Origin of the sequence: Pseudoalteromonas sp. BSi20311 (assembly GCF_000239875.1) — a bacterium.
GTDB lineage: Bacteria > Pseudomonadota > Gammaproteobacteria > Enterobacterales > Alteromonadaceae > Pseudoalteromonas.
Genome location: NZ_BADU01000054.1, coordinates 17,183 through 30,643, shown reverse-complemented (window position 1 = coordinate 30,643; position 13,461 = coordinate 17,183). Strand labels below are relative to the sequence as shown.

The 13,461-nt window shown below is 40.7% G+C and carries 11 protein-coding genes; 5 read left to right on the top strand and 6 right to left on the bottom strand.

Going from position 1 to position 13,461, the window contains the following annotated elements:
• Positions 1 to 5: 5 nt before the first annotated feature.
• From P20311_RS04840 to serA, 3 genes are read left to right on the top strand one after another with little or no spacing between them, the layout of a single operon-like run.
• Complete coding sequence (locus P20311_RS04840) at positions 6 to 602, top strand: 5-formyltetrahydrofolate cyclo-ligase (protein ID WP_008110313.1); 597 nt, start codon at positions 6 to 8, stop codon at positions 600 to 602.
• Between the two features lie 51 nt (positions 603 to 653).
• Complete coding sequence (gene rpiA, locus P20311_RS04835; protein ID WP_008110310.1) at positions 654 to 1,307, top strand: ribose-5-phosphate isomerase RpiA; 654 nt, start codon at positions 654 to 656, stop codon at positions 1,305 to 1,307.
• 9 nt (positions 1,308 to 1,316) lie between these two features.
• Positions 1,317 to 2,546, top strand: a complete 1,230-nt coding sequence (gene serA / locus P20311_RS04830; protein ID WP_008110308.1) for a phosphoglycerate dehydrogenase — start codon at positions 1,317 to 1,319, stop codon at positions 2,544 to 2,546.
• 119 nt (positions 2,547 to 2,665) lie between these two features.
• Here serA and P20311_RS04825 read toward each other — a convergent pair whose 3' ends face one another.
• Positions 2,666 to 3,598, bottom strand: coding sequence for a hypothetical protein (locus P20311_RS04825; RefSeq protein ID WP_008110306.1), 933 nt, complete (start codon positions 3,596 to 3,598; stop codon positions 2,666 to 2,668).
• An 85-nt stretch (positions 3,599 to 3,683) separates the two neighbouring features.
• Positions 3,684 to 5,069, bottom strand: a complete 1,386-nt coding sequence (gene radA / locus P20311_RS04820) for a DNA repair protein RadA (protein ID WP_008110304.1) — start codon at positions 5,067 to 5,069, stop codon at positions 3,684 to 3,686.
• A gap of 556 nt (positions 5,070 to 5,625) precedes the next feature.
• Between radA and P20311_RS04815 the strand changes: the two genes are divergently transcribed.
• A complete protein-coding gene (locus tag P20311_RS04815; protein ID WP_008110302.1) occupies positions 5,626 to 8,100 on the top strand; it encodes a PilZ domain-containing protein in 2,475 nt (824 codons plus the stop codon).
• Here the strand turns inward: P20311_RS04815 and serB are convergent.
• Positions 8,097 to 9,122, bottom strand: a complete 1,026-nt coding sequence (gene serB, locus P20311_RS04810) for a phosphoserine phosphatase SerB (RefSeq protein WP_008110300.1) — start codon at positions 9,120 to 9,122, stop codon at positions 8,097 to 8,099. The two genes, P20311_RS04815 and serB, sit on opposite strands and share 4 nt — an antisense overlap.
• 142 nt (positions 9,123 to 9,264) lie before the next feature.
• Here serB and P20311_RS04805 point away from each other — a divergent pair, with 142 nt between their 5' ends.
• Positions 9,265 to 9,885 (top strand): AhpA/YtjB family protein, encoded by a 621-nt coding sequence (locus tag P20311_RS04805; RefSeq protein WP_008110298.1) that lies wholly within the window; start codon positions 9,265 to 9,267, stop codon positions 9,883 to 9,885.
• On the opposite strand, the gene P20311_RS04800 is transcribed toward P20311_RS04805, so the two are convergent.
• From P20311_RS04800 to argS, 3 genes are all read right to left on the bottom strand, one after another.
• Positions 9,852 to 10,619 (bottom strand): TatD family hydrolase, encoded by a 768-nt coding sequence (locus P20311_RS04800; protein WP_008110295.1) that lies wholly within the window; start codon positions 10,617 to 10,619, stop codon positions 9,852 to 9,854. The genes P20311_RS04805 and P20311_RS04800 overlap by 34 nt on opposite strands.
• A 13-nt stretch (positions 10,620 to 10,632) precedes the next feature.
• Complete coding sequence (gene pdxH / locus P20311_RS04795; protein ID WP_008110293.1) at positions 10,633 to 11,271, bottom strand: pyridoxamine 5'-phosphate oxidase; 639 nt, start codon at positions 11,269 to 11,271, stop codon at positions 10,633 to 10,635.
• 413 nt (positions 11,272 to 11,684) lie between these two features.
• Positions 11,685 to 13,427 (bottom strand): arginine--tRNA ligase, encoded by a 1,743-nt coding sequence (gene argS / locus P20311_RS04790; RefSeq protein ID WP_008110291.1) that lies wholly within the window; start codon positions 13,425 to 13,427, stop codon positions 11,685 to 11,687.
• Between the last annotated feature and the right edge of the window lie 34 nt (positions 13,428 to 13,461).

Genomic DNA, 13,461 nt, shown 5'->3' with positions numbered 1-13,461 from the left:
ATTTAATGAGTAATAATCGCGCACAAATAAGACACGATATTCGTAAAGCACGTAATAACCTATCAAAAAACCAGCAAGAATTAGCCGCCGAATCGCTTAAAGTGAATTTTATTCAACACTTAAAAAGCGTAAATTCGGCCAAAAAAAGCCATATCGCGCTTTATTTAAGTAATGATGGAGAATTAGATACCTCATTGTTAATTAATGAATTATGGAACACTGGCCAGGCTATTTACCTGCCCATAATCCATCCATTTAATGGGGCTAATTTACTATTTCAACGCTATGAAAAAAACTCACCCATGAGAGCAAATCGCTATGGTATCTTGGAGCCTAAGCTGAATTGCTCTCAAATATGCCCATTACCTGAGCTTGATTACGTTTTAATGCCATTAGTGGCATTTGATAAATTTGGTAATCGCCTTGGAATGGGAGGTGGGTTTTACGATAGAACATTGGCACGTTTATACGAACAACACTGGCAACAACCGCAACTTATTGGCCTCGCACATGCGTGCCAACAAGTCGATGAGTTACCGATTGAATCGTGGGATGTACCACTAAAAACGATCATAACACCCGATAAAACCTACTGTTGGTAACAACTAATCTTGTAAACTAACAGCTATTTTGACACCAATGAGCAGACAACAATGACACAAGATGAATTAAAAAAAGCAGCTGCGTGGGCTGCACTCGAGTTTGTAAAAGAAAACACCATAGTAGGTGTAGGTACAGGCTCAACCGTTAATCACTTTATTGATGCCCTAGGCACAGTTAAAGACACCATCGTTGGCGCAGTATCAAGTTCAGAAGCATCTACAGCGCGCTTAAAAGAGCTTGGCATAGAAGTGTTTGAGCTTAACGATGTAGCAGCACTCGACGTATACGTAGATGGCGCAGATGAAATTAACGCCTTAAATGAAATGATCAAAGGCGGCGGTGCGGCGCTTACCCGCGAAAAAATAGTGGCAGCAGTAGCAAAACAGTTTGTATGCATTGTTGATGATACAAAACTAGTCGATACCTTAGGAGACTTCCCACTGCCGGTTGAAGTTATTCCGATGGCGCGCAGCTATGTTGCCCGCGAATTATTAAAACTTGGCGGTGACCCTGTGTATCGCCACGGTGTTGTAACCGATAACGGCAACGTTATTTTAGACGTACATAATTTAAAAATTACCCATGCTAAACAGCTTGAAACACAAATAAATCAAATTGTTGGCGTAGTCACCAACGGCCTATTTGCAGAGCGCGGTGCTGATAAAGTAATTATCGGCACTAAAAATGGGCCACAAATTAAATAGGATATGGTTATGAGTAAGGTATCGTTAGCAAAAGACAAAATTAAAATTCTCTTGCTTGAAGGTGTTCACCAAAGCGCTGTTGAAACGCTAAAACGTAACGGTTATAGCAATATCGACTACGTTAAAACATCGTTGCCAGAGGACGAACTTATAGAGCGTATTAAAGATGTGCACTTTGTAGGGCTTCGTTCTCGTACTCATATTAACGAATCTGTATTAAACGCAGCTGAAAAGCTAGTCGCTGTAGGTTGCTTTTGTATTGGTACAAACCAAGTAGATTTAAACGCAGCACGTGAGCGCGGTATTGCGGTATTTAATGCCCCGTTTTCAAATACCCGCTCTGTAGCTGAGCTTGTACTTGGTGAAATACTGCTGTTATTACGTGGTATTCCTCAGCGTAATGCCGCTGCCCACCGCGGCGGTTGGTTAAAAACAGCCAACGGCTCGTTTGAAGCGCGCGGTAAAACCTTAGGTATTATTGGTTACGGCCACATTGGTACTCAGTTGGGCATTATGGCTGAAAATATTGGTATGAACGTGGAGTATTACGACATTGAAGACAAACTGTCTTTAGGTAATGCCACACAAGTACATAACTTAACGCAGCTGTTGCAACGTGCTGATATTATTAGCTTACATGTTCCAGAAACTCCGCAAACTAAAAACCTAATTGGCACGGCTGAATTGGCGGTAATGAAGCAAGGCGCTATTTTAATCAATGCTTCTCGCGGTACTGTGGTTGACATTGACGCCCTAGCTGAAGCACTCACAGAGAAGAAACTTAGCGGTGCAGCCATTGATGTATTCCCAGTTGAACCTAAATCGAATGATGAAGAGTTTATTTCGCCACTGCGTGAATTCGACAACGTTATTTTAACGCCGCACATTGGGGGCTCAACTCAAGAAGCACAGGAAAACATTGGTATTGAAGTAGCAGGTAAGCTTGCTAAGTACTCAGATAATGGCTCAACCATTACTGCAGTTAACTTCCCTGAAGTATCACTGCCAGAACTTGCCAACCGCAGCCGCTTGTTACACGTGCATCACAACCGCCCTGGCGTGCTAACGCAAATTAACCAAGCGTTTGCTCAGCACGGTATTAATATTGCCGCGCAGTACTTACAAACGGATGAAGCAATTGGTTACGTGGTTATTGACGTAGATACCGATCAATCTGAAGTAGCACTAAAAGAACTTAGTGCAGTTGAAGGCACAATTAGAGCTCGTATTCTGCACTAAGTAATCAGCTATCAGCTATCAGCTATCAGCTATCAGCTATCAGCTAAAATAATAAAAGCCGTACTTGAATAATCAAGTACGGCTTTTTACATTAAACTGGAAGCTGGCAACTTATTCTATTATTTGCCTTTTACTTCTAAATTTATAAACTTAACCAGCTCTTCGGGTTGCCCTGCTAACATCATTAGCTGCTTATTTACTTCCATCATGGTTTTACCTTCAGGTAGTTTAGCTGAGACACTAAGCGAATTTAGACCTTTAGCAAAGTCAGTTAATGCTTGCGCTATTTCTTCGGTTACCGGCGCTTGCTGTAACTGTTGAGCTAGCATCATTTGCATCTGCTCTAGTGTCATACCTTGTTTGGCTAATTCACTTTCTAGCAAAGTACTTAACTCACCTTGGTTATCGAGCATTACACTCATAGTGCGTGGCTCTAACTTGCTCATTGCTTGCATAATAAGTGTTTGCTGTTGTAGCTCTTGCTCATAAGTAAGCGGTGTATTACCTGCAGCTTGCTGAGCTTTGCTTATTTCAAGCGAAGCATCCATAAGCGCTTTAGAGTTAGCCAACCCCATATTCATATCAATGCTGGCAATATCGTTGGCGTGTAATTTAACAACTATATCGCTGTTACCAGATTGTTCATCGTAATCTAATGATGAGTGTAAATCATAGCTGGCCGAGGCAAGTTGTGCATTAGTATCTGCTGGAAGTGTATCGACAAAGCTTTTATCAAATTGGAAGTTCTTTAGTGTAAAAGCGGTATGTGGCGATATTTTATCGGTTTCGTAACCAATCACTTCAACATGCTCAACCGTGGCAATATTTTTCCCCTCAGGGCTGGTCACTTCTATGTTACTAATGGCAACACTGTTTGAAATAACACTCGCCGATAACTCTGCGTAGTTAAAGCTGGCACCTGTTTGTTCGCTAACCAAAGCCAACTGCTTATCAACCTCAGCACGTACCTCCTGTGTTGCTACATAGTTTGCATAGCTTACGCCACCCACACCTGCAGCAATAATCGCGGCTGCAATCACTAATTTTTTCATGTTATTTCCTTATTCAACTCTTTATATAAGTGGCTTTTGCAAGACTAACATTGAGAACATGAGTCGTTAAGCACTTTTTTGTGTGTTAATTTATTAAACTAAGTAGTTCGTGCACGGTTTTAACTGGCGTTATTTTAGCGCCCAGCCCTTCCATGGATTTATGGTAGTTACGAAATGGGATAAATATTTCAGTAAACCCATGTTGCGCCGCTTCTTTAACACGGGGCACACCACTGTCGATTGGGCGTACATCACCATTTAAACTTAACTCCCCCATAATACAGGTGGTTCGTGGAACAACGAATTCGTTTAAACTACTCAAAAGTGCAGTAACAAGCGCTAAGTCAATACAGGTTTCTGATTCATCAATTTTTAAACCACCGACAATATTAAAAAACGTATCGTGGAATATTTTAGTTTTGGTGTGCTTACGTAAAATACCGGTGAGCATTTTGATCCGGTTCATATTTAAACCAACACATACTCGCTGTGGAAACTCTGCTTCGGTTTCAGTGGTTAAACACTGAATTTCTAGCAGTAAATTACGATTTCCTTTACGGATACAGGTAATTGTCGACCCCGGTGATTCAGTGGTTGAACCCGATAAGAAAATTTCACTGGGGTTATCCACACTGAGCATACCGCGTTCACACATTTTAAAAATGCCGACGGTGTCTATATCACCAAAGCGATTTTTATTAGCACGCAGAGTACGCACTTGACCATCATTGGTATCAATATGTAACAGTGCATCAACTATATGTACTAAGGTTTGCGGGCCAGCTATTTCATTATTCTTATTTACGTGAGCAATAATAAACATAGTCACGTCGTTTTGCTTACAATATTGAGTTAATGCCTGAGCTGCACTTTTTACCTGAGAAGGTGAACCTGGGCTGCCATTAGCGGTATCGGTGACAACAGCTTGAATAGAGTCGATAACGGCAAACTTAATTTTGTTTTTATCAAGCTCTTCAATAATGGTTTCAACACTGGTTTCTGACAATAAATAGAGTTCATCTTCGTTGTAATTTAGTTTTAACCGATTAACCCTGTTTTTAAACTGGGATAATGACTCCTCCGCAGTACAGTAAAGTGATGGCATACGCTGAGACATTCTTGCCACCAAATCAGATAGTAGTGTTGTTTTACCCGCCCCTGGATCACCAGAAATAATATTAACTGAGCCGGTGGTTACACCGCCACTTAACACACGGTCAAGTTCACCAATTTCGGTAAGCTGTTTTTCAGCCTCTGCGGTAGCTACATCATTAATTTTTTTAGAGCCACCACCAATGCCACCAGCATAGCCACCTACACTGGCACGAGCAGCTACCTTTTTGTTTTGCCCTGCAGAAGGTTTGAACTCTGCTAAAGTGTTCCATGCGCCACAGCGACACTGACCTTGCCAACGTTGATAGTTCATGCCACATTCTGTACAAACAAACTCTACTTTTGCCGCTTTAGCCATTTAAAATCTTACCTACTATTCTTTATTTTGAAATACACAGTGTTAAGCGCTTATTTTGCCATTGCAGGCTTTGTCTTAGCAACAACGTCTTGTGGAACAGCGCATTTAGTCTCACACTGATACTATATTAATGTAGTTTCACTTAGTCCACTTTAAGGCATGTTTCTTGCTTTAAAAAACTAATAAACCCTTGCCAATTAATTGGCTATTAGAAAATAACAATAAATAACCTAAACTTTGGTTAAGATATTTACTAACATGTTGAATCAAAAAGATATTTGTGCTTATTATTCTCTAGCTAGAGATTTTTAGTGAAACAAGGCGAAATTACGCGTCAATAACTCTAGTCTATTGCAAGTAAATTAAACGCAGTTAGCGCTGAAAATAGCTGCTTGAGATGGATTTAATTATCCGGAGTTCAGGTTAAACACAAGTATAGTTACGCAGAGTATCGAGGCCGCATTTGACGGTTTTGCGAGATTCTATTTATTAAATACTCTAATAAATGGTTGCAAAAGTATACCTACTTTTTAAATTAGACGGTGATGATTTATAAATGGCTGAAGACGTATTGCTTAAGCATGAAGCGCTTGTAAATGAATTAAAACAGTATTTGGGAAATGCTAAGTTTGATCTCATTTTCAAGTCAAAAACTACCGAGTTAACTAAACCCGAGCAGTTTTTAATAAAAATGGAAATGTCTCGTTTATCTCAGCCGATAGACCGCTTTATTGATCTACGTGGTTTAGTCAACGGCCAAGTAAAGCCTTATGAATACAAAAACAAGCAACACTTTATGGATGACAACGCAATTGAAGTATTCGAAGCGGCAATAAAGCAACATAAAGGCTACACCCTGGCAGTTTACGAAGCGGTAATGAATACCGACAATAATTATCGGGTATTACAACAGCAATCAACCACAGCAAAAAAAGTAGAACCGCAACGCAAGCTAACTACCAATGTTATTAAGTTTGCAGCCTATGAAAGTCGTAGTGAAGAGCGAATGAATTACTCAATAAAAATTACCATTGAGTATGACAGGCAAGCAAAAATTGACGCTAGCACCTCTGATATTTCTCTCAGTGGCTGTAAAATTAAGTTGGCGTCGCGATATAGCTTAAAAAAAGGTCAGCCTATTACTATGCACTTAGTAGGCTTAGAGCAAGACTTTCAGTTAGGCCTTAAAAGTGGTGTTAAATATGAAGTTGTGGCGATAGAAAACACCTCAGATGAATTTAATCATATCCGCTTAAAACGTACATTTGAAGAAAATAACAGCGCGTTTGATCGGTTTTTAGAAAGCTTTATTCATGGTAATAAACGCCGTTATAAAGTGAACTTAGATAACACCCTTGATGCGGTTATTTCTAAGGGGTATGAACAATATTACATCCCTAGGGTTAATTCTCTATATGTTTTTATTAGCCAGAAAAACGGCGTTTATTATCCGAGCCTGAGCTTAACCACCGAAAACAGTTTATTTATTCAGCGTTACTTTACTGACGAAGGCAAAAAATCTTGCCTATACAGTGTGTTAAACCATAAACGCATTCGTACCTTGGCACTAAAACCAGTGGCTGTAAAAGAAGAGTACTTATATACCTTTACTCATGTCTCTGCAGGAAAAATTTATTACTACTCAGCAACTCGTTCCGAGCTTGAGCAACACGCACAATTAAAAGCGTTATTTTTTGGTTTTGGTAGCCGCAGAGACAGTTGGCGCTGCTTTAAATTACAACTAATGCCAAGTCACACTGAGGATGCTTATATTCCTTTATCTTTACCTAACTCGTTGGGTAAAAATATTGAAAAACTAAACAAGCCGCCTTCACCGCGTGTTGAGGGCGCTATAAAAGACGTAAAATATTTAATGCTGCTTACCCAAGTAGGTAATAAACATGAACAACAGCATTATCAACATTACGAGTTTAATAAGGCCTTAGCTAACAAGCTGAAGTTTTTTGGCCACAGTAAGCATGAATCTCCTCCTGAGCTAAATACTGTGCCTCTAGAATATGTAAATCTTCGCTCTAATAAGCGCTATTTATACAAAACTAATGTGGTAATTAATACCCGTGATGCGGTACTACATGGGCATACCCGTGATTTTTCAATATTTGGCTTACAGCTAGAGTGCAATCAAGAAGTGAACTTTAAAAAAGGCGATATTGTTTCGTTATCATTTCCCGATTTGCAAAAAATTACCAAAAGTTATTCCCTCAGCCACATTCAGTATGAAGTAATGGCAGTAAGCAAATCGCTGACTACTATTAATTTGAAAGCGCATGTAGATAAAGGCTCACCTCATACTGGGGTCGATTTTTTTACCCTTTTAATTAATAGTAATAAACAAAAATTAAAAGTAGCTGAAGAGTCACCTAAAGTACCCGGGCTTTCTACGGCACTCAGAAATATGGTGACCAAAACGCTGTGTCAGTTCCCAATTTATCTACATAAATCAATGGCACATTTCGAAATTGGCGCCATGGGATTTGGTTTATACCCAAGCCCATTACATGTTATTTTGCAAAACTTTGCTCTGTTAAATGCTCAAACAGACTTATCGAATATTATTACTAAAGCACACATAATTGATGTGATCACACCTAATATTAAAGATCGCACCCGCCAAGATCCACCGTTAGAGTTTAGTTTGGTAATTAACTTCGATCCTAAAAAAGAAAATATAGCCGATGCTATTACCAGTCAATGTGTTTTAGGTACTGACTGCAGCGAGTTTAAGCAGCAAATAAGTAAAGGGCTGAAGTCTGAACTGGTTTTTATAATGCGTTTATATATTTCACGTACTGGTCGACTCGATACTGATTACTTAGCAAACGAGCTAAAATACGTAAGCCAATACGCAATTCACAAAGCCAAAGACTTAGAGGATGCCTTGTGGTCTGTATCAGGTGTTGGCGACATTATTGATGTAAGTAATGAAGCGCTTGAGCATTTATCGCTCAACCAACAACAGGTTGAGCAAATGTCTAGGCGCAAACTAATTTGGTTAAACCGTTTACGTTAAACCTGTGATGGGTTTAGCGGAACCGCCAGCATATATAACAGTTGTAATAACGAGCCTTGGCATATAGCAGCTTGGGCTTGTTCAACTACTTTAGGTTTACCATGCACAGCAACGCCTAAGCCAGCATGAGCCATCATTTTTAAATCGTTTGCGCCATCACCAATGGCAACAGTTTGACTTTTTTCAAGCCCCAGTTTTTGTTGTAAGGCATTTAAAACAACCGCTTTTTGCTCAGCATCAACAATCCCACCTAACACCTTACCTGTTAGTTTATCGTCTTTAAATTCAAGCACATTGGCATGCACTTCATCTAAATTAATCAGCTCCTGCACTCGCTCAGCAAACGGCACAAAACCGCCCGATGCAATCGCTAAATACCAATCGTGGTGTTTTAAAATTTGGCATAACGCTTTAATTCCCGGCATTAAAGGCAGTGTACTTTTAAGCTCATCAATTAAACTCTTTTCAATGCCTTCAAGCTTAGCAACACGTTGGTATAAGCTTTCACTAAAATCAAGCTTGCCTGCCATTGCCTGCGCGGTCACGCTGGCAACCTCGTCGTATACATTAGCCAAACGTGCAATTTCATCAATACACTCAATAGTAATGGCTGTTGAATCCATATCCATTACCAATAATCCCGGTTTTTGTAAGTCAGGAGGGGTGGTAACTTGCACTAACTGGCATGCCAAGGTATTTGCAAAAGTTTGAAGTTCGAGAGGATTTATTGCGCGCTCTGCATTTTCTATGTAGAAGCACAATGCCGGAGATAACCCTAAATCTGGCTGATATTGACAAATTGCTGTTACATTTTGCTGGTGAGCCGCAAAAAATTCAATAATGCTATTAATATGCTGCGTATTAAAGTCACCGCCAAATGCAATACCAAATAGCCCTTGGTTTCTGTTCGGTGTTGTATTTAGTGGTGTAAAAACACCTTGTTGGTAGCTAAACCACTTATTAAGAATAAGTGATGATGATAATAGCTCAGCGCTTTGCTGTGCCATGTTCGCGTTCGACATGGGATCTCCGTTTATATTTCCTGACATTTAGCTCATTGATAATAAGGATATGAGATACAAAATTCGCCATCAGGGGGGATTTAGGGTTATAGTGTAGTTGTAACATCAAATCAAAATGCTGTCAGCAGCATAAACGGTGACTATGAAAAATAACCATCTTAAAAATCCACTTACAGCCTCGCAAAAAAAGCGTTTAATTCGTTTATTATTGGCCGCTGGCTGCTTTGTATTATTAAGCTGGGTAGGAATAAACAGTAGCTTTCAAAGCCATCAACTACTGTATGATAGTGCTAATAGTGCAGCCAAGTCACTCACTCAGTTTATGGCACTGAATGCCAAAAACCCGCTGATAGAGAAAAACAAATCGCAGCTCACCACCTTGTGCAACAATATTAGTAAAGATGAGTTTGTTCTTTCAGCCACCATTTATGATAAACAAGGTGTAGTGCTTGCAAGCAGCGATAACTGGCAATCACATCATGTATATGGCTTACTACCAGACTCATCGCCTGGCATTAGTAAGTTAAAAACACCGTTTGTTGAACAAGTTATTTCTGACGACAATCGCCCTATTGGCTTTGTATCTATTACCTATTTAACGCGTGCTGCGGTATCTTCAAGCCATAATCATTTTCACGATTTAGGTCGCCAAGTATTACTTATGCTAGTGATTGCCTGTATTTTTACTTGGCAATTAGGCCGAGGGTTAAAACGCTGGCAAGTAAATCGCTATATACAAAAAACCTCAGAGCACGAATCATAAAGCTGCTCAGCTAATCGATATTTATCGCTATTTGGTTTTAAACTATGAAGCGTATTAAACACGTTAGGAATATGCAGAGGGGTATTTATTTCCCCTTGATAACCATTTAGCGGCATTGAAGGTGAATCAGTCTCAAGCACTAAATGCTGTGGCTCAAGCTTTGCTACAACCGCACGTGTTTTAGCAGCCCGTTCATAGGTTATAACCCCACCCACTCCAAGCTTAAAGTCCATTTTTATATAATACTGTGCTTGTTGTATTGAGCCTGAAAAAGCATGGATCACACCGCCATTTTTTGGCCTACAACGCTTAAACGATTGCGCTATTAAATCATGGCTTTGCCTGTGATGCACAATCAGCGGTAACTCAAGCTCATTAGCAAGCGCTATTTGTTGCTCAAACAGAAAAGTTTGTTTTTCAAGATTGGAAATACTGCGATCGAGCCCGCACTCCCCAATAGCCACCAGCTGAGTTTTGTTTGTTTTAGCAAAGTTATACAGCGATTCTAAGTGCGATTGCTGATGTTGCGCTAAAAAATAAGGATGTAGCCCTGCCGCTATGCTGACTTGTGGGTAGGTTGCTTTAAACTCAAGTAATTTTTGAGATTGCGCCAAGCTAATACCTGGCACAATAAATTGTCTAACGCCCTTTGCTACACAGGCATTAATGAGTGATTCGCGGTTTGTATCAAACTCACTAAAATCGAGATGACAGTGTGAGTCTATAAATTGCAAAGCTAGCGGCCAACTAAGGGTTTAAGCGCGTTATTTGCCAGCTATTATCGGCCTGACGCTGATACATAAAGCGATCATGCAGACGATGCGCTCCGCCTTGCCAAAACTCGATTTTTTGCGGCACAACACAATACCCGCCCCAAAAATCAGGGAGCGGAATTTCGCCTTTAGCGAATTTGTTTTTCATGTTGGCAAAGGTCTCCATTAGCACCTTGCGCGATGAAACTGGACGGCTTTGTTGCGACGCCCATGCGGCTAATTGACTTTCTTTAGGGCGAGATAAAAAGTATTTAGCGACTGCCGCTGTAGGTAATGGCTGCGCTTCACCATACACAATTACTTGACGCTCCATAGGGTGCCATGGAAAGTGCAAGGAAATTTTATTATTGCCTTTAAGTTCTTGTGCTTTACGTGAACCGGTATTAGTAAAAAACACAAAACCGTTATCATCTAAATGCTTTAGCAACACAATACGCTGTGAAGGCTGACCGGTTTCATCGACCGTAGCGACGACCATAGCTGTAGGATCAGGCAAGTTACTACCAACAGCATGCTCAAGCCAAGTTTCAAACTGCTTAAACGGATCATCAAGCAAGTTGTCTTCACTGAGCGCATCTTGCAGGTATTCACGACGAATATCTTCGAGTTTCATAAACAAATCCTTCTAAAGAGCTATCAGCTATCAGCTATCAGCTATCAGCTATCAGCTATCAGCTATCAGCTATCAGCTATCAGCTATCAGCTATCAGCTATCAGCTATCAGCTACAAAATTGGTGAACATTCCGAACAGTGTCAATATAAACCTAAAATTATCTGCTAGTGTAGGAGTGCTAGCAAGGCGGTAAAACTATTTATGCCAAGGAGCATACGGTTTGTATGTGACTTAGGCTAAATAGTTTTACCAACGCAGCTAAAGCGAACTACACAAATCAGATATCTGCAAGTGTAGGAGTGCTGACAAGGCGGCGTGCTTTTTTATGCCAAGGAGCATACATTTAGTATGTGACTTAGGCTAAAAAAGCACGACAACGCAGTCAAAGCGAACTACACGCAGCAGACGGTGATTACATTTGCTCCATGACTTCGATACCTAGTAGATCTAAGCCTGTGCGCAGCGTATCTGCCACTAAATTACACAGCACTAAACGGCTATCACGAACACTTGGCTCTACGCCCTCTTTAAGTACTGGGCAAGCTTCGTAGAATGTCATGTATAAGCTAGCTAGTTCGTATAAGTAACCACATAATACGTGCGGTGTGGCTTCATTGATCATCAGATCAAGGACTTCTTCTAACTGTAATAATTTAAGCGCGAGGGTTTTCTCTTGCGGCTCAATAATACTTACATTGGCTTTTAAGCTTGCAGCATCAACGCCAGACTTACGGAAAATGCTGCGAACACGCGTATAAGCATATTGTAAGTAAGGGGCTGTTGCGCCTTCAAAGCTTAGCATGCTGTCCCAGTTGAAGATGTAATCGCTGGTACGATGCTTAGAAAGGTCAGCATATTTAACTGCGCCAATACCCACTTTACGTGCAATTTCACTGCGGTCTTCGTCAGATAAATCTGATTCACGCTCAGCGAGTTTGGCTGCTGCGCGAGTAATTGACTCTTCAAGCAAATCAGCTAATTTAACCGTGCCGCCTGTACGGGTTTTAAATGGTTTACCATCAGCGCCCATCATGGTGCCAAATGGGCAAAACTCGTAACTAGTTTCATCACGTAATAAACCGGCTTTACGCGCAGTTAGCTCTACTTGATTAAAGTGAAGGCTCTGGCGCGCATCAACAAAGATTAAAATACGCTCAGCGCCTAGCTTGTTTGAACGGTAATCACACGCCGCTAAATCTGTGGTTGCATATAAGAAGCCGCCACCTGATTTTTGCACGATAAACGCTGAAGGCTCACCGTCTTTATTTGCCAGCTCATCTAAAAATACCACCTGTGCGCCTTGCGACTCTACTGCAATATTTTTATCTTTTAACAGGCTAATAATATCGTTAAGTTCACTGTTATAAGCACTTTCAGCCATAATGTCGGCAGGCGTAAGGGTTACGTTTAAACGCTTGTATACTTCTTCAGAGTGTTTCACTGAAGTGGCAATAAATAGCTTCCACAGTTTTTCACAGTGAGCGTCGCCACCTTGCAGTTTAACTACGTAGTTACGCGCTTTATCGGCAAAGCCTTCTTCGTCGTCAAAACGCTTTTTCGCATCGCGGTAAAAGGTTTCTAAATCAGCAAGCGCAACAGTATCTAAATCAACACCTTGGTTAATTTTATCTTCTAAATGCGCAATTAGCATACCAAACTGTGTGCCCCAATCACCCATGTGATTTTGACGAACAACGGTATCGCCTCTAAATTCAAGCGCACGTACTACGGCATCACCAATAATAGTTGAGCGTAAGTGACCTACGTGCATTTCTTTTGCAAGGTTAGGCGATGAGTAATCAACCACTACTTTTTGTGGTTTGGCGTGCTCATTTACGGCAAGTTTTGCGTGGTTATTAGCAGCTTGTACGCTTTGAGCTAAAAACTCCGGCTTTAAGTGAATATTAATAAAACCAGGGCCAGCAATTTCCGTTTTTTCGGCAATGTCGCTTACATCTAACTGATCAATAATTTTTTGCGCCAATTCACGCGGGTTACTTTTCATTTTTTTAGCTGCGCCCATCGCGCCATTAATTTGGTAATCACCAAACTGTGGGCGAGTGCTTTGGGTAACCGCTGGGTTAGTATCTTCTGGTAGGCCTGCGGCGGTCATAGCGGCAATGGCTTTTTCTACTAAAATAGTACGAATATTCATAATATTATTTACCTTTATAAGCCCGCCAAAGCAG